17 protein-coding genes are annotated in these 16,860 nt (G+C 26.0%); 8 read left to right on the plus strand and 9 right to left on the minus strand.

The window, feature by feature from the left end:
• Positions 1–8 precede the first annotated feature (8 nt).
• The gene (locus Q0733_RS04280; protein ID WP_298779908.1) at positions 9–605 is read left to right on the plus strand and encodes a pseudouridine synthase; all 597 of its coding nucleotides are present in this window, start codon (positions 9–11) and stop codon (positions 603–605) included.
• Here Q0733_RS04280 and Q0733_RS04285 read toward each other — a convergent pair.
• The 5 genes from Q0733_RS04285 to Q0733_RS04305 form a co-directional block, all read right to left on the minus strand.
• Positions 602–1,426 carry a M57 family metalloprotease gene (locus Q0733_RS04285; protein ID WP_298779385.1) on the minus strand — a complete coding sequence of 275 codons (825 nt, stop codon included), beginning with the start codon at positions 1,424–1,426 and terminating at the stop codon, positions 602–604. The two genes, Q0733_RS04280 and Q0733_RS04285, sit on opposite strands and share 4 nt — an antisense overlap.
• A 112-nt stretch (positions 1,427–1,538) precedes the next feature.
• A complete protein-coding gene (locus tag Q0733_RS04290) occupies positions 1,539–1,979 on the minus strand; it encodes a GNAT family N-acetyltransferase (RefSeq protein ID WP_298779387.1) in 441 nt (146 codons plus the stop codon).
• Between the two features lie 109 nt (positions 1,980–2,088).
• Positions 2,089–2,517, minus strand: a complete 429-nt coding sequence (gene rpiB / locus Q0733_RS04295) for a ribose 5-phosphate isomerase B (RefSeq protein WP_298779390.1) — start codon at positions 2,515–2,517, stop codon at positions 2,089–2,091.
• Between the two features lie 705 nt (positions 2,518–3,222).
• On the minus strand, positions 3,223–3,396 hold the full coding sequence (locus Q0733_RS04300) for a hypothetical protein (protein WP_298779392.1): 174 nt from the start codon (positions 3,394–3,396) through the stop codon (positions 3,223–3,225).
• Positions 3,397–3,511: 115 nt separating this feature from the next.
• Positions 3,512–4,420, minus strand: coding sequence for a diacylglycerol kinase family protein (locus Q0733_RS04305; RefSeq protein WP_298779394.1), 909 nt, complete (start codon positions 4,418–4,420; stop codon positions 3,512–3,514).
• Positions 4,421–4,533: 113 nt separating this feature from the next.
• On the opposite strand from Q0733_RS04305, the gene rnr reads away from it, so the two are divergent.
• The 5 genes from rnr (at position 4,534) to Q0733_RS04330 (ending at position 8,796) form a co-directional block, all read left to right on the plus strand.
• Positions 4,534–6,759, plus strand: a complete 2,226-nt coding sequence (gene rnr, locus Q0733_RS04310) for a ribonuclease R (protein WP_298779395.1) — start codon at positions 4,534–4,536, stop codon at positions 6,757–6,759.
• Positions 6,760–6,791: 32 nt separating this feature from the next.
• On the plus strand, positions 6,792–7,415 hold the full coding sequence (locus Q0733_RS04315; RefSeq protein WP_298779396.1) for a hypothetical protein: 624 nt from the start codon (positions 6,792–6,794) through the stop codon (positions 7,413–7,415).
• 13 nt (positions 7,416–7,428) lie between these two features.
• Positions 7,429–7,680, plus strand: coding sequence for a heavy metal-binding domain-containing protein (locus Q0733_RS04320; protein ID WP_298779397.1), 252 nt, complete (start codon positions 7,429–7,431; stop codon positions 7,678–7,680).
• Positions 7,681–7,874: 194 nt separating this feature from the next.
• Positions 7,875–8,564, plus strand: coding sequence for a head GIN domain-containing protein (locus Q0733_RS04325; protein WP_298779398.1), 690 nt, complete (start codon positions 7,875–7,877; stop codon positions 8,562–8,564).
• 43 nt (positions 8,565–8,607) lie between these two features.
• A complete protein-coding gene (locus Q0733_RS04330) occupies positions 8,608–8,796 on the plus strand; it encodes a twin-arginine translocase TatA/TatE family subunit (protein ID WP_298779399.1) in 189 nt (62 codons plus the stop codon).
• Between the two features lie 79 nt (positions 8,797–8,875).
• On the opposite strand, the gene Q0733_RS04335 is transcribed toward Q0733_RS04330, so the two are convergent.
• From Q0733_RS04335 to Q0733_RS04350, 4 genes are all read right to left on the minus strand, one after another.
• Positions 8,876–9,802, minus strand: coding sequence for an SPFH domain-containing protein (locus Q0733_RS04335; RefSeq protein ID WP_298779401.1), 927 nt, complete (start codon positions 9,800–9,802; stop codon positions 8,876–8,878).
• A gap of 152 nt (positions 9,803–9,954) precedes the next feature.
• Positions 9,955–10,491 carry a hypothetical protein gene (locus Q0733_RS04340; protein ID WP_298779403.1) on the minus strand — a complete coding sequence of 179 codons (537 nt, stop codon included), beginning with the start codon at positions 10,489–10,491 and terminating at the stop codon, positions 9,955–9,957.
• A gap of 2 nt (positions 10,492–10,493) precedes the next feature.
• A complete protein-coding gene (gene gltX, locus Q0733_RS04345; RefSeq protein WP_298779406.1) occupies positions 10,494–12,014 on the minus strand; it encodes a glutamate--tRNA ligase in 1,521 nt (506 codons plus the stop codon).
• A gap of 102 nt (positions 12,015–12,116) precedes the next feature.
• On the minus strand, positions 12,117–12,956 hold the full coding sequence (locus tag Q0733_RS04350) for a hypothetical protein (protein ID WP_298779410.1): 840 nt from the start codon (positions 12,954–12,956) through the stop codon (positions 12,117–12,119).
• 113 nt (positions 12,957–13,069) lie between these two features.
• Between Q0733_RS04350 and Q0733_RS04355 the strand changes: the two genes are divergently transcribed.
• Positions 13,070–16,435, plus strand: a complete 3,366-nt coding sequence (locus Q0733_RS04355; RefSeq protein WP_298779413.1) for a DUF4175 family protein — start codon at positions 13,070–13,072, stop codon at positions 16,433–16,435.
• Positions 16,432–16,845 carry an rRNA maturation RNase YbeY gene (gene ybeY / locus Q0733_RS04360; protein ID WP_298779415.1) on the plus strand — a complete coding sequence of 138 codons (414 nt, stop codon included), beginning with the start codon at positions 16,432–16,434 and terminating at the stop codon, positions 16,843–16,845. Before Q0733_RS04355 ends, ybeY begins: the two co-directional genes overlap by 4 nt.
• Positions 16,846–16,860: the final 15 nt, after the last annotated feature.

The raw sequence follows: 16,860 nt of genomic DNA on the forward strand, positions 1-16,860 counted from the left end.
AACATTTTATCATTCATAAACCTTGGGGTTATTTATCTCAATTTATAAATAATCAAACAAAAAGGAAAAAGAAAATGCTAGGAGAATTGTATAATTTTCCTGAAGGAACCATGGCAATTGGACGTTTAGATGTTGCCTCTGAAGGCTTACTTTTATTAACAACAGATGGTAAAGTTTCTTCAGAAATTAGAAGTAATAAAGTTGAAAAAGAGTATTATGTTCAAGTTGATGGAATTATAACCCAAGAAGCTGTAGAAAAATTAAAAAGTGGTGTAGAAATTGGTTTTGATGGAAAAAAATACATTACAAAACCCGGAAAATCTTTTTTAATAAATAATCCAAAATTTCCATTAAAAAATCATAAAATTAGAGATGAAAGACATGGCCCAACAAGTTGGGTTTCTATAATTATTACTGAGGGTAAATTTAGACAAGTAAGAAAAATGACTGCTGCTGTTGGGTTTCCAACTTTACGTTTAATTAGAGTTAGAATTGGAGAAATTGAATTAGGTAATTTAGAAGTTGGTGGAGTTGTTGAAGTTTATTTTAAAAAAAATAAAAAGCCTTTTTGCGTAAAACAAAAAGGCTTTTTATGCTCTAATTAGTTATCTTTATATTTATATGTATTGTGGATAGCACGCCTATCTGCAAGAGACCAACCTGAATAATCAGTTCTCCAATCACAAACATACATACTAGATCTCATAATTGATGCACAAGTATTATTTGTATGATAAGTAGCACCTCCAGTAGAGCTAATATAATCTCCTCTTGTAGAATCTGAATGTTCAAAACCAAGATTATGACCTAACTCATGAATTAATAACACCATTTTAGTATTAAGATTTGCACTATTTCCATAATTTGAATTAACACTTAACCAACTACCTACATTTCCGTTACCTGTAGGTATTTCAGCTCTTGCCCATGCATTATCTCTACTATTATAATAACCTCCTATAACTATATCTGCTTGTTTAGAATTATTAACTTTAGTAAAATTTATATTTCTACTCGCAGCATTCCAGTGTCTAATTGCATAGTATAAAGCTGAATTGTAATTACTAGGAAAATTACTATTTACATAATAGGTAATATTTCTAGAGTTAGAGTAATAAACAGTACCACCAAACCATCGGTTACGAGCTGATTCATTGTTAGAACCTTTTATTGACGCTTGTCTTTCTTCTTGATACTCTTCAACACCAAAAGAAATAGCTATATCATCTTCATAGAAAAAAGAATTAGTATCGTAATCAACTTTAAGTGAATTAGGATCGTAATTCTCAACTTCTACTAAGTAGTTAAAAGTTTTTTGTGCTTCATCAGTAAGTTTTACTTCTTCTATTAAAGAACTGTCTTCATGGTTACATGATTGAATAAAAGTACATAGAAGTACTAATGTAATTAATTTAATTTTTTTCATTTTTTAATAATTATTTGGGATTAGTTTTTATGTTACAAACATATAATAAAAAAAAAAAATCACAATAAATATGTTAAAATTAAATTAATAATTATTATTATTTTTAAAAAAATTAAATAATTATCATCCTAATATGTGGTATTCCGTCTTCTAAATACTCTTCTCCTACTTGTATAAAGTTATGAGATTCGTAAAATTTTTGTAGATAAACTTGAGCAGAAATGGTAATTTTATCTACTTTAAAATGATCTTTAATAGCTTTTATAGATACTTTCATTAAATCGTGACCATAACCGTATTTACGTTCAGGTGCTGCAACTACAACTCTACCAATACTTGCATTATCAAAATAATCTCCTGGTTTAAAAATACGCGTATAGGCAACTATTTTTTCATTTTTAAAACCTAAAATATGTAAAGATTTTTGATCTTTAAAATCTAAATCTTGATACACACAATCTTGTTCTACCACAAAAACTTCTGATCTTAATTGAAGAATAGCATATAATTCTGTAGGATTTAATTCTGAAAAGGATTTTGTGATGAAATTCATAATAGATTATAAAAAATTATAAATATTCGTCATTACGAATTATAAAAAAATAAAGTAATCTGTCTATAAATATAGAGATTGCTTCGTAAACTCGCAATGACTGAAAAAGTTAACAAGAAATTTTACCAACTCTAGTTTGATGTCTTCCACCTTCAAATTCTGTATTTAAAAATACATCTACAAAACCAATAGCTTGTTGTAAAGACACAAAACGTGCAGGAATGGTTAAGATATTAGCATTATTATGTTGTCTTGTTAAAGCAACCAATTCATTATTCCAACATAAAGCTGCTCTTATTCCTTGATGTTTATTTGCAGTCATTTGTGCGCCGTTACCAGATCCACATAAAATAATACCAAATTCTGCCTTTTTACTTTCTACAGCATCAGCTGTTGGATGAATTGCATCAGGATAATCCATAGAATCATTTGTATCAGTACCAAAATTTAAAACTTTATATCCTTTATTTTCTAAATGTTTTATAATTTCGAATTTATATTCTGTACCTGCGTGGTCATTACCAATTGCAATTGTCATAATTTAATTTTTAATTATTGTCTTTACTAAAAAAATAACAAAGTAATCTTTTTTATTAATTAATAGATTGCTTCATTACATTCGCAATGACATAGTTATGTCAACAAAAATATAGAAATTAACGGTTATCAACCGTTATTAACAATGTAAATTTTAGCTTTTTTAATAACATATTCGTTTTTAACAGTTTATCTATATTACTTAAATGTTAAGAAGTATCTGTAAAATTTTAAAAGTTTTTTTGGTAGATGTAATATTTATTACAATACAAGGTATATATTGATATATGCAACTTTTATTTTAAGTTTTTAATAAAAGTTTATCAACATAAAATTTACATTTTATTTACATAAAAAATAAAATAGATATTCATAATTTTTGGTTAATTACTGTTTATAACTTTTGTTAATAACTACATTTTTAAATTGATTTTAAACCTTTTAAAGTTCTCATAAAATGTCAATAGTTTTTAATAACTGACTTTAAATAATAAAATACTATAAATTTATAGTAGCTATTCACACACTATTATAAACATCATTGTTTTTTTAAATTTTTATAAAAGAAAAATAATTATAATATAGAATGTTGATAAGTGAAAAAATAAAAAAAATAGTTGAGATGAATTTTTATCAATTTATAAAATTAATAAGAAAGTAATTCTAAAATTTTTAAGAAAAAGTCAGCAGAAAAGTTAAATAGAAACTAAGTCGTTTTTTTTTCTGCTTTTAAAAGATAAAGTGTGTCTTTTTCGATTTCTACAGTTTGTTTTGTAGGTTCAGTTTTATTTAAAGAAGTATTTATAGATATTATAGTAATAAAGATTCCTGTAAGGAAAATAAAAGCGAATAAACCGATAATTTTTTTAAGATTCTTCATTCTAAAATTATTACTTCTTATTATAAAGACGTAGTATTTAAGAAAACGTTACATATTTTTTTAAGATTTTTTTAACTTTTTATTATGAACTTGGTTTTTAATTATATTTTAAAAATTAATTAACTATAAAATTAATTGCTTTTTTAATAATATTAAAAGTTACTTTTCCAGTTCCAATTATTTCTCCATCAGCTTGAATAAAAGGAGCTGAATTTTTAGGAGTTATAGTTATTTCTTTTGTTTTATATAAATCTACTTTTTTATGATGTACTATATTACCATTGTATAATTTTCTAATGTTTAAAATTAAATCGAATATTGTTAAATTTTTAGCAACAGTAATATCAAATAAACCATCATTAGTGTTTACATTATTTGTAAACATCATACCACCACCAGAAAATTTACAAATTCCTACTAAAGTCATTAAACAATTTTCTTCTAGTTTTTTATCATTAAAATTAATTTTAAATACAGCTTTTTTATAAAATAATAAACCTGCTAAACCAGCTAATAAGTATCCTATACTTCCTAATTTTTTTATAGTATTCATTTTATTAACGATATAACCATCATACCCTATACCAGCTACATTATTAAAATAAGAAACTACTTTATTTTCTTTTTTTATGATTCCAATATCTTGTAAAATTGTTTTTTTTTGCTGAATAATTTTAATAGCTTTTTTAATGTTTTTAGGAATATTATAAGTTTTTATCCAATCGTTTCCTGTACCTAAAGGAATCACCCCAATAGTTATATCAGAAGTTTTTGTGTATGTTTGCATCATTATTGCATTTACAACATGATGTAAGGTACCATCTCCACCAACAGAAATTATGTTTCTAAATCCTTTTTTAATAGCATTTTGTACCAATTCTATTTCATGTTTAGAAAATTTTGTAAAAGCAAAAGAATAATTAATATTCTTAGCGTTTAGTAATTGCTTAATTTCTTTCCAATATTTATTTCCATCACCATTTCCAGATAAAGGATTTACAATTACAAACCAAGAATTAGTCATAAAATAATAATTAATAAACAACCAAAATACAAAATAGAAGCATAACATTTTTTTAATACTTAAATGATCTATTTTAATCGTAATTTGGTAACATATAAAAGAAGTAAAAATTAATGAAAAAAAAGAAGAAAGGAATTTTTAAAAAGAAAGGTAATGTTGTAAAAGACTTAACTAGAAATATTTTTAAAGTTTTAAATGAAGACAGTAGTAAATCATATAATTATAAACAAATTGCCTCAAAATTAAAAATTTCTGATACAGATGGTAAAAACCAAATTATAAAGAAATTAGCAGAATTAACTTTTGATAAAAAGATTAAAGAAGTAGATAGAGGTAAATTTCAAATAAATATTAATAAAAAATATTCTGTAGGTACTTTAGATGTAACTTCTAACGGAAACGGATATTTTATTACTGATGATTATGAAGAGGATGTTTTTATACCAAATATTAATCTTGGTAAAGGATTACATCAAGATACCGTTAAAGCGTTTGTATATGCAAAACGTAACGGAAAGAAATTAGAAGGAGAAGTTGTAGAAATTTTAGAACGTGCAAAAACTGAATTTGTAGGTGTTTTTCAAAAACATAAAACCAAACCTTTTGGTTTTGTAATTCCTGATAATCATAAAATGTATGCAGATATTTTTATATCAGAAAATAAAATAAATGGCGCAGAAGATGGTGATAAAGTACAAGCTATAATTTCTGATTGGCCAAAAAACTCTAAAAATCCGTTCGGAAAAATAACCGCAGTTCTTGGTAAACCAGGAGAACATAATACAGAAATGCATTCTATTTTATTAGAATACGATTTACCTTATGAATTTCCAGAAGAAGTACAAAGAGATGCAAATTCTGTTTCTTTAGAAATTACAAATAAAGAGATTTCTAAACGTAGAGATATGCGTAAAGATTTAACTTTTACAATAGATCCTAAAGATGCTAAAGATTTTGATGATGCATTATCATTTATAAAATTAGAAAATGGTAATTATGAAATAGGAATTCATATTGCAGATGTTTCTCATTACTTACAACCAAAAACTATTTTAGATAATGAAGCTTATGCACGTGCAACATCTGTTTATTTAGTTGATAGAGTAGTACCAATGTTACCAGAAATTTTAAGTAATGGCGCTTGTTCTTTAAGACCAAATGAAGAAAAATTAACCTTTTCTGCTGTGTTTGAAATCAATGAGAAAGCACAAATTATTAATGAATGGTTTGGTAGAACCGTAACCTATTCAGATCAACGTTTTGCATATGAAGAAGCACAATCTATCATAGAAAATGTAACTTTATCAGATAATATTCAGCCTTATACAATGCCAATAGATATTTCTATTATTGATAAAGCATATACAGTTACTCCAGAAATAGTTGAGGCAACTTTACAATTAGATAGATTGGCTAAAATTCTTCGTAAAAAAAGAATGAAAGCAGGTGCAATTTCTTTTGATAGAGTAGAAGTAAAATTTAATTTAGATAAACAAGCAAACCCAGTTGGTGTTTTCTTTAAAGAATCTAAAGATGCTAATAAACTAATTGAAGAATTTATGTTGTTAGCAAATAGAAAAGTGGCTGAATTTATAGGTTTTCATAAAGGAAAAGCAACAAATAAAACATTTATTTATAGAATACATGATGAGCCAGATGATGAGAAATTAGCATCATTACAAAACATAATTAGTAAATTTGGTTATAAAATTAATACAGATACAAAAGAAACAACTTCAGATTCTTTAAATCAGTTATTAAATGATGTAAATGGTAAGGCAGAATCTAATATGATTGAGACTTTAACCATTAGAACAATGTCTAAAGCTAAATATACAACTCAAAATATTGGTCATTACGGATTGGCCTTTAACTATTATAGTCATTTTACGTCACCAATAAGGCGTTATCCAGATGTAATGACACATAGATTACTACAACATTATTTAGATGGCGGAGAAACACCAAAAGCGCTTGCTTATGAAGAAAAGTGTAAACATTCTTCAAATAGAGAAGAATTAGCTTCTAAAGCTGAAAGAGCTTCTATTAAGTATATGCAAATTAAATATATGCAAGATCATAATGATGAAGTTTTTGAAGGAGTAATTACAGGTGTTACAGAATGGGGTATTTATGTAGAAATTACTTCTAATAAATGTGAAGGAATGGTAAGAATTAGAGATATAAAAAGTGATCATTATATTTTTGATGAAAAGCAATATGCAATTATTGGTCAATCTTCAAAACAAATTTATCAGTTAGGAGATGATGTTAAAGTACAAGTTAAAAAGGCAGATTTAGAACGCAAACATTTAGATTTTAATTTAATTGAAGATTAAAATATTTTAAAGATATTCGTAAAAAAAATATTATGAAACATTGGGTAGTATCTAAAACTGAAGAAAAAAAGAAATACTTAATTGTAAATGAAAAAACAATTTGGATAACAGAACAATTTTTAGATGTTAATATTGAAGTTTTAATAGAAGAAAAAAATATTAAAAATGTAAATATTTTTAGATATGATATTATAAAGAATTTTATTTTTATTGATGATGATTTTTCTTTATTAATTGAATTTAAACCTAAACAAGATAAAGATGAAATAGAACTTTTTATAGATTCAGAAATTTATGAAGAAATAAAATCTTTTTTTTCTAAAAATTTACAACATTCTATAATTAAAAACTATTCAGTAATTAAACAAATTAAACCCTCAGTAATAGGTTTATTATTTTTTGGAGGTCTTACAGCCTTATTATATAACGTTGCTTTAAGTCTCCAAAATGGAGAATCTATTAAAGCTTCTGGAAGAAGAGGATTTATTAAGAAAATTCTTGTTGGTATTGCAGATTTTTTAGGACCAACTGGCTCTTTAATTATTGGTGGTTTTTTAACTTTATTGTTTATATATATTTTATTAAAAACAATTAAAAATCCTAAAAAAGGAAAAGTAATTAAACTTGATAAGTTTACAGAAGTTTCATTTAATTAAACTTAATAAAAAAATGATTTTAACAACAACAAATAATATAGAAAACTTTAAAATAGTAGATTATTTAGGTATTATAACTGGTACAGCTTACGATTCTAGTTATTCTTCTAATGGTACTAAAATGTCTTTTAAAGATATGTTTAGTATGTCTAAATATTATGAAAACTACTCACTAGGTTTAGAATCTATAAAAGAAAAAGCATTTCAAAACTTAAAAGATAATGCTACAAAATTAGGAGCAAATGCAGTTGTAGGTATTCAATAAGATGTAGAACCACTTGCTAATTCATCTACTTTGTTAGTTTCTATAACAGGAACAGCAGTAGAAGTAAGAGAAATTTAAGATTTTATATAGATAAACCCAATATCTTTTTTACATATTTGCCACAATAAAATAATAAATTAGTCTTTATAATGGTATACTTATTGATTTAAGTTAGTAAATCAAATTTTTAAATAATGAAAAAAATAATTTATATATGTGTTCTATTGTTGAGTTTGTCAACTATTGCGCAAACTACAATAACCAAAAATTTGGGTGATTTTACGGCTATTAAAGTTTATAATGGTATTGAAGCAGAGTTAATTAAATCTGATTCTAAGAAATTAGTAATTACAGGTGATAAATCTGAAAAAGTAAGCATTAAAAATGTAAATGGTGTTTTAAAAATATCATTACCTTTTTCTTTGAAACCTAAAAATAATGCTGCAAATGGTCAAATTTTAGCAAAAATTTTCTATAATTCAAATATAGATTTAATAGATGCAAACCAAGGAGCAACAATTACAGGAAAAGAAATTATACAAGATAAAATTGAAATAAACGCACAAGAAAAAGCTTTTATTAATTTAGTATTAAAAGTAAAAGATTTAAAAGTTAGGGCTACATCTGGTGGTAATATAAAACTAACCGGTACTACAGATAATCAAAATGTATTTGTAGATTTATATAGTACATATAATGGTTTTGCAATGCAAACAATTTCAAACGTTAATGTAAAAGCTGGTACAGGAGCAAAAGCTGAAGTTTTAGCTGGTAAAATATTAAAAGCTAAAGTAAATTTTGGAGGTTCAATTTTTTACAAAGGAGACCCAGTGTTAGTAAGTGATAAAAAGGTTTTAGGCGGAATTATTCAAAAAAGAAATTAATTAAAACCTTTTTGTATCTTTGTATCATTAAATACTATATCTCATGAATACTTTAAATATATTTTTAGGAATTGTTGGACCTTGGCAAATAGCAATTATTGTTGCCTTAGTTTTATTAATGTTTGGAGGAAAGAAAATTCCAGAATTAATGAAAGGTTTAGGTGGCGGAATTAAAGAGTTTAAAAAAGCTTCTAAAGATATTTCAGAAGATATTTCTGATGATAAAAATTAAGAATATATCTTATATTAAAATAAATAAAAAGCTCAATTTCATAAAGAAATTGAGCTTTTTTACTTTTCAATAGTAAAATTTAATCTTTATTTTTATTTTTTTGATTTTTCATAGCTTCACCAATTTGGTTACTTGCAGTAAAACTTGCAACCATATCATTTAACATTTGACTACCTGCTTGTGGTGAGTTAGGTAATAATATTAAATTACTATTAGTTTCTTGTCCAATAGATTGTAAAGTATCATAATGTTGTGTTACAACAATTAATGCAGATGCTTCTTGACTGTTAATACCAACTTTATTTAAAACCTCTACACTTTCTTCTAAACCACGTGCAATTTCACGTCTTTGGTCAGCTATACCCTGTCCTTGTAAACGTTTACTTTCGGCTTCTGCTTTAGCTCGCTCTACAATTAAAATACGTTGCGCATCACCCTCAAATTGAGCTGCAATTTTTTCACGTTCAGAAGCATTAATTCTATTCATTGCTTCTTTTACTTGCGCATCTGGATCTATGTCTGTAACTAAAGTTTTTATAATATCATAACCATAAGTCATCATAGCATCATTTAATTCAGACTTTACAGCAATTGCAATATCATCTTTTTTTACAAAAACATCATCTAATTTCATTTTAGGTACTTCTGCACGTACAACATCAAATACATAAGAAGTTATTTGATCATGCGGATAATCTAATTTATAAAAAGCATCATACACTTTATCTCTAATTACTTTAAATTGTACAGATACTTTTAGTTTTACAAATACATCATCTAGTGTTTTTGTTTCTACAATTACATCTAATTGCTGAATTTTTAAACTTAATTTTCCAGCAACTCTATCTACTAAAGGTATTTTAGCTTGTAAACCAGAGTGACGAATAATTTTAAATTTACCAAAGCGTTCTATAATTGCCGCAGTTTGTTGTTTAACCATAAAAAAAGAAGCAAAAATTATAAGTCCAATTATAACAATAGTAATAATAATAGGTGGTGTTAGCATAGTATTTTTTTTAATTAAAAATTGATTAACGTAAATATACTGAGTTTTAGTATTTAATAATTAGACTCAATTTTATAAAAATGTTACATTTTAAATAAAAAAAAGCCTGTAAAATACTTTTTACAGGCTTTTTAACAAGTTTTGTAAACTTATTATTCTTCTTTTTCAATAGAAAAAAACTTACCTTTTTTTCTATTGTATTTTATCCACTTTTTATATTGTTTTTCTGAAAGTAAACTTTTTATTGCTTTATTTAACTTTTTATCTTCTTCTTTTATTGTTTCTGCAACAGGTTTTAAGTTTTCAATCATTTTTTTTTGAACTTCTATTTGACCAGAAAAGTCACCAGTTTTCATTGCAGATTTCTGAAAGCTTTCTACCATATTTTTAGTTTCTCTAAACGTAAAACTATTTATTCTAGAAATGTCTTTAATTTCTCTATTATAGTTAGTTAATATTTTAGAAAACTGTTTTCCTTTTTCTGAAGATAATTTTACTTTCGATTTTTTTGCATATTTTTCTATATCATATACAATTATTCTTAAATACTTTTTAACATCAAAATTAGGTTTTGGTGCTTTTTGCTGAACTTGAGATTGCTGACTTACCCTTTGTTGACGTTGATTATTAAATTGTGCTTGGGCTACAAAACTTAAAAAAAGAATAAAAAGGAAGATAATTTTTTTCATAATTATATTGTTTTAATTGCGTTTTCTATTCTTTTAATACTTTCTTGTTTACCAATCATTTCAATAATATCAAACAAATGTGGCCCAGCTAATTTACCAACTAAAGACAATCTTAAAGGTTGCATTACTTTACCAAAACCAATTTCTTTAGCAGTTATCCATTCTTTTATCTCTTTTTCTGTATTTGTTGATGAAAAATCTTCAATAGAGTTAATAACTGTAATTAATTCAGTCATTAATTCAGGTGTTCCTTCTTTCCAATTTTTCTTAGATGCTTTAGCATCATATTCTTTTGGATTTTCAAAAAAGAAACTTGATAAACCCCAAAAATCTTCAACAAAAATAGCTCTCTCTTTTATGGATGAAACTACTTTTAGCACATATTTTTTGTCTTTAGTTATTCCTTTTTCAGATAAAATAGGTATGTATAAATCAGTTAATTCAGCATCGCTTTTTGTTTGCATATATTGTTGCTGAAACCAGTTTGTTTTATCAGGATTAAATTTTGCACCAGATTTACTTACACGTTTTAAATCAAATTCTTTAATTAACTCTTCTAAAGAAAATATTTCTTGTTCTGTTCCAGGATTCCATCCTAAAAAAGCTAACATGTTTATAAAAGCATTAGCAAAATAACCATCTTCTTTATAACCTCTAGATACATCACCAGATTCTTCATTTGTATAGGTTAAAGGAAATACTGGGAAACCTAATTTATCTCCATCACGCTTACTTAATTTACCTTTACCAACCGGTTTTAAAATTAGTGGTAAATGTGCAAATTTAGGAGCTTTCCAATCAAAAGCTCTGTATAATAAAATGTGTAAAGCCATAGAAGGCAACCATTCTTCACCTCTAATTACATGAGAAATTTCCATTAAATGGTCATCAACAATATTTGCTAAATGATAGGTTGGCATACCATCACTTTTAAATAAAATTTTATCATCTAAAGTATTGGTATCTATAGAAATATTACCTCTTATTTCATCCTCCATTTGTAATGTTTCATCTTGAGGGCTTTTAAAACGAATTACAAATTTATCGCCATTACTAATTCGTTTTTGAACTTCATCATCAGTTAAAACCAATGAATTTACCAAACGTCCTTTTTCTCTATTATGCCAATTGTAAATAAAGGTTTTTCCTTCAGCTTCATGTCCTTTTCTATGACTATCTAATTGTTCTGCAGTATCAAAAGCGTAGTATGCCCAACCTTTTTTAAGTAATATATCTGCATATTTTTTATATAAATCTTTACGCTCAGATTGTCTGTAAGGACCAAATTTTTCATTTTTATTTGGACCTTCGTCAAAAGGAATATTACACCATTCTAAAGCATCAATAATATATTTTTCTGCGTTTGCTACATAACGAGTTTGATCTGTATCTTCTATTCTTAAAACAAAAGTTCCGTTATTTTTTTTAGCAAATAAATAATTGTATAAAGCTGTTCTTACACCACCAATATGTAAAGGTCCTGTAGGACTTGGAGCAAAACGCACACGAACATTAGATTTCATCTTCTTTTATTTTTATAAAGATGCAAAGATATATTTTTAAAAGAAAAGACCATTTGAGTTTAGGGCTCAAATGGTCTTTTCTTTTTATTTTTTAATGGTAATTTAAAATTTGTAATATAAACCAGCACTTAATGCCAATTTTTTGGCAACATTATTACCAAATATTGCTGTAGGAATACTTGCAGTTATTCCAAACTTATCTGAGAATTCTCCTATAGCTTTAATTCCTACAACACCATATTCTTGATTATTTACATACAAACCTGTGAATTGATTTTTTATAGGTAAATCAATATCTCCATTTTCAAAAGACTTAGAAATATCTACAAAACCAACGAGCCAAATACTTTTTGAAATTTTTCTACCTAATTCTCCACCAATTTTAAAGTTAGAACTATAATTATTAGTTCTAATATTTGCACCAATAAAAGTTTGAAAATAATTTTTTCCAAAGCTTTTTCCTGCAAGAAATAGCGGAGTAAAAGACCAAGCATTGTAACCTGTTCTAATTCCGGAAAGGTCATCATAAGTATTGGTGTTTGCTTCTACAGAAAATTGACCAGAAAGGAGCCAATTTTTTTTATAAAAGTTGTGTTTTAAACCAATTTCTATATTTCCTACTGCTGTTTTACTGTAATCTTCAGAACAATCACCAATACAATCTATTCTAGGATCATTAAAGTTATCAATAGAAATTGATTTTAACGGAACGTTTACTATTAATGATGTTTTTTCATTGATACCATATTCACCAAAAAATTGAATTGTATTGTCTGTATTTGTTCCAAAAAGAGTGAAATCTGTACCAAATAAAGCATCGTAATTTGATATAGTTGTATAAGAAATTTGTGTATAAAATTTCCCTTTTTCTTGGGTCCAAGGACTTTGTGAAAACGTAGAAATACTAACAAATAATAGTAAAAAACTTACTAAATTTTTCATGTTTTTAAATTTTTATAAACTGTTAGTGGTTAAAAAGAATGAATACTTACAATTTGTTTTAACAATTAATTGATTGTAATTCTTAGCAAAAACAGTATTTTTATTGGTTACTTATGGAAGGATATAAAAAAATAACACAAAAATTACATCAATTTACACGTAAATATTATACAAATGAATTGATAAAAGGAACTATATTATTTTTTTCCTTAGGATTTTTATACCTTTTTTTTACATTATTTTTAGAACACTTTTTTTGGTTAAAACCTACAGCTAGAACTTTTTTATTTTGGTTTTTTATTTTAGTTGAACTTATTCTATTAATTCGTTTTATAGTAGTGCCTATTTCTAAATTAATTGGTTTTAGAAAAGGGATTAGTTTACAAGAATCTTCTAAAATTATTGGCAATCATTTTCCTGAAGTACAAGATAAACTTTTAAATGTTTTACAGTTAAAAGAAACTAATAATCAATCAGATTTAATTTTAGCAAGTATAAATCAAAAGGCAAAAGAATTACAACCAGTTCCTTTTGTTAAAGCAATAGATTTTAAGACAAATAAAAAGTATTTAAAATTTGCCATTATACCTGTTTTAATTTATCTAATTAGTTTATTTACTGGTGCTAATTCTGCACTTACAGAAAGTTTAGATCGTGTTGTAAATCATAGAACGTCATATAATCCGCCAGCACCTTTTTCATTTTCTTTATTAAATAAAAATTTACAAGTTGTACAAGGTAAGCCAGTAACTATTTTGTTTAAAACCATTGGAAAAATTGTTCCTAATGACGCTAAAATTATTTTTAACAACCAACAATATTATCTGCAAAATAACGGAAATGCTACTTTTTCTTACACTTTTTCAGATGTTCAAACTCCAATTAATTTTTATGTTGAAGCTAATGGAGTTCAATCTCAAGAATATAAAATTGATGTTATTGGAACACCAACAATCGATAATATTTCGTTACAATTAAAGTACCCATATTATTTAAATAGAAAAGCTCAAAATATCCAAAATTCAGGAAATTTAACTGTTCCAGAAGGCACTAATATTACATGGTATGTTTCTACTCGTCAAACAGATTCTATAACTTTTATCAGTAATCAAAAACGAATTTCTTTTGAAAAGATTTCTAAAAGTAATTTTTCTTTTACTAAAAGAATTAGAAATGCTATTAATTATCAAATTACATCATCCAACAAAAATTTACAAGATTATGAAAACCTACAATTTTCTGTTGATGTTGTAAAAGATGAATATCCTTTAATTTCTGTGAGTTCTAATATTGATAGCATTACACGTGGAACCGCACAATTTGCTGGTCAGATTTCCGACGATTATGGATTGAAAAAATTGCAGTTAATTTATTATGATGAACTAAACCCAAATATAAATCAAATGTCTGATATTCAGATAAATAAAGAAAATGTACAAACATTCTTTTACCAATTTCCAGATGGATTAAACTTACAAAAAGGGGTGAATTATGAACTGTTTTTTCAAGTTTTTGATAATGATGCAGTAAATGGTAATAAAACTGCAAAAAGTAAGGTTTTTAAATACAGGCAAAAAACAGATGATGAAGTTGAAGAGGAGTTGTTGCAAGAACAAAAAAGTACAATTAATAATTTAGAAAACTCTATCCAAAATCAAAAAAAGCAGCAAAAACAGTTAGAAACTATTCAGCAAGATTTACAGAATAAGAAAAATGTAAATTGGAATGATAAAAAGAAAGTTGATAATTTTATAAAGCGCCAAGAACAATACAAAGAAATGATGCAGCGTCAAACTGATAAGTTGCAAGAAAATTTGGATGAAAAAAAGGAAGAAAATGAAAGTCTTCAAGAGAAAAAAGAAGACCTAAAAGAGCGTATTAAAGAATTAAAAAAATTAGATAAGCAACAAAAATTGTTAGATGAAATTCAAAAAATGGCTGACAAATTAAATAAAGAAGATTTAGTAAAAAAAGCCAAAGAATTAGCACAACAAAACAAACAGCAACAACGTAGTTTAGAAAAAACATTAGAACTTGTAAAACGTTTTTATGTTGAACAAAAAACAATGCAAATAGCTAGTAAAATAGAAGAGTTAGCAAAAAAACAAGAAGAATTAGAAAAGAAAGATCAAAATACTTTAGAAGCTCAAAAAGAAATTAAAAAGGAATTTGATGATATTAAAAAAGAATTAGAAGAACTTAACAAAGACAATGAAAAGTTAAAAGAACCAATGGATTTGCCAGATGTTGAAGATGAAAAAGAAGACATCGATGAAGAATTAAATAAATCTGAAGAAAATTTAGAGAAACAAAATAAATTTGCAGCAAAACAAAATCAAAAGCAATCGTCTAAAAAAATGACACAGATGAGTACTAAAATGCAACAAGCTATGTTGGAAATGGAAGCCGATTCTATTGAAGAAAACATGGATGATTTGCGTAAAATTTTAGAAAATTTGGTTATTTTTTCATTTCAACAAGAACAATTAATGATGAAGTTTAGTGAATCTTCTACCAAACATCCAGATTTTGGAAAAGACTTAAAAAAACAGAATCAGATAAAAACATATTTTGAGCATATAGATGATAGTTTGTATGTGCTTTCTATGCGTTTGCCAAAAATATCTGTTAAAATTCAAGACGATTTATCATCCGCTCATTATAATTTAGACCAATCTTTAGATAATTTTACTGAAAATAGATTTGAACAAGGTATCTCAAATCAACGCTATGTAATGACTGCTACAAATAATTTAGCTGATTATTTGAGTACTATTTTAAATAATATGCAAAACTCCATGGCTATGAGTATGGGGAAAGGAAAAAAAGGCAAGGATAAAGGTTTTAGCTTGCCAGATTTGATTAAAAAACAAGGAGACCTGTCTAAAAAAATGCAAGAAGGCATGAAAAAAGGACAAGAAAAAGGCAAGGGTGAGCAAGGAAAAAAACCTGATCAGGAGGGTGATCCCGGGAACAAAGGAGAAGGTGGTAAATCTGGAAAAAACGGCAAGAAAGGTGAAGGAGAAGGTGATTCTAATGATGATTTAGATGGAGAATTGTATGAAATATTTAAGCAACAATCTCAACTAAGACAAGAGCTTCAAAACGCCATTAAAGAAGGTGAAAATGGAAAACCAGGTGGAAATGCGAATGCAAAAAAAGCATTAAAAACTATGGAGCAATTAGAAAATGAAATTTTAGAAAAAGGATTTAATGCTGTCACACTTCAAAAAATGCAAAAACTGAATTACGAATTATTGAAATTAGACAAAGCTGCTCTCGAGCAAGGAAAAGATAAAAAACGTAAGTCTACTACAAATGATAAAGAATATCAAAAAAACAAAATTAAAGAACTTCAATTTAAAAAGCAGTTTTATAATCAAACAGAGATATTAAACAGACAATCATTACCTTTGCAGCAAAATTTTAAAAAGAAGGTAAGAGAATACTTTTCTGAGACTGAAAATAAGAAAGAATGATCTCATTTAATTACGAAACTGAATTTAAAATCAATGATGAAAATTCTATAGAAATATGGATTGAAAAGATTATTTCTGATAATGGTTTTAAGGTTGGTGAAATCAACTATATTTTTTGTAATGATGAATATTTACATAAGTTAAATGTAGAGTTCTTACAACATGATACCTTAACAGATATTATTAGTTTTGATAATTCTTTAGGAAAATTAATTTCTGGAGATATTTTTATCTCTGTTGAAAGAGTAGAAGATAATGCTAAAGACTTTGAGGTTTCTTTTGAAGAAGAATTACATAGAGTTATGATTCATGGTGTTTTACATTACATGGGGTTTAAGGATAAATCAGAATCTGAAAAAAAAGCAATGAGAATTGCAGAAAACACTGCTTTATCGTCTTTAAGTATTTAATAGTCAGAATAATAT

This window comes from uncultured Polaribacter sp., assembly GCF_947500975.1.
Taxonomy (GTDB): Bacteria; Bacteroidota; Bacteroidia; order Flavobacteriales; family Flavobacteriaceae; genus Polaribacter.

What these genes read in the sequence shown, in the direction of transcription:
- Q0733_RS04285 (WP_298779385.1), bottom strand. Translation starts at nt 1,426, where the DNA reads ATGAAAAAAATTAAATTAATTACATTAGTACTTCTATGTACTTTTATT.
- Q0733_RS04290 (WP_298779387.1), bottom strand. Translation starts at nt 1,979, where the DNA reads ATGAATTTCATCACAAAATCCTTTTCAGAATTAAATCCTACAGAATTA.
- rpiB (WP_298779390.1), bottom strand. Translation starts at nt 2,517, where the DNA reads ATGACAATTGCAATTGGTAATGACCACGCAGGTACAGAATATAAATTC.
- Q0733_RS04300 (WP_298779392.1), bottom strand. Translation starts at nt 3,396, where the DNA reads ATGAAGAATCTTAAAAAAATTATCGGTTTATTCGCTTTTATTTTCCTT.
- Q0733_RS04305 (WP_298779394.1), bottom strand. Translation starts at nt 4,420, where the DNA reads ATGACTAATTCTTGGTTTGTAATTGTAAATCCTTTATCTGGAAATGGT.
- rnr (WP_298779395.1), top strand. Translation starts at nt 4,534, where the DNA reads ATGAAAAAAAAGAAGAAAGGAATTTTTAAAAAGAAAGGTAATGTTGTA.
- Q0733_RS04315 (WP_298779396.1), top strand. Translation starts at nt 6,792, where the DNA reads ATGAAACATTGGGTAGTATCTAAAACTGAAGAAAAAAAGAAATACTTA.
- Q0733_RS04320 (WP_298779397.1), top strand. Translation starts at nt 7,429, where the DNA reads ATGATTTTAACAACAACAAATAATATAGAAAACTTTAAAATAGTAGAT.
- Q0733_RS04325 (WP_298779398.1), top strand. Translation starts at nt 7,875, where the DNA reads ATGAAAAAAATAATTTATATATGTGTTCTATTGTTGAGTTTGTCAACT.
- Q0733_RS04330 (WP_298779399.1), top strand. Translation starts at nt 8,608, where the DNA reads ATGAATACTTTAAATATATTTTTAGGAATTGTTGGACCTTGGCAAATA.
- Q0733_RS04335 (WP_298779401.1), bottom strand. Translation starts at nt 9,802, where the DNA reads ATGCTAACACCACCTATTATTATTACTATTGTTATAATTGGACTTATA.
- Q0733_RS04340 (WP_298779403.1), bottom strand. Translation starts at nt 10,491, where the DNA reads ATGAAAAAAATTATCTTCCTTTTTATTCTTTTTTTAAGTTTTGTAGCC.
- gltX (WP_298779406.1), bottom strand. Translation starts at nt 12,014, where the DNA reads ATGAAATCTAATGTTCGTGTGCGTTTTGCTCCAAGTCCTACAGGACCT.
- Q0733_RS04350 (WP_298779410.1), bottom strand. Translation starts at nt 12,956, where the DNA reads ATGAAAAATTTAGTAAGTTTTTTACTATTATTTGTTAGTATTTCTACG.
- Q0733_RS04355 (WP_298779413.1), top strand. Translation starts at nt 13,070, where the DNA reads ATGGAAGGATATAAAAAAATAACACAAAAATTACATCAATTTACACGT.
- ybeY (WP_298779415.1), top strand. Translation starts at nt 16,432, where the DNA reads ATGATCTCATTTAATTACGAAACTGAATTTAAAATCAATGATGAAAAT.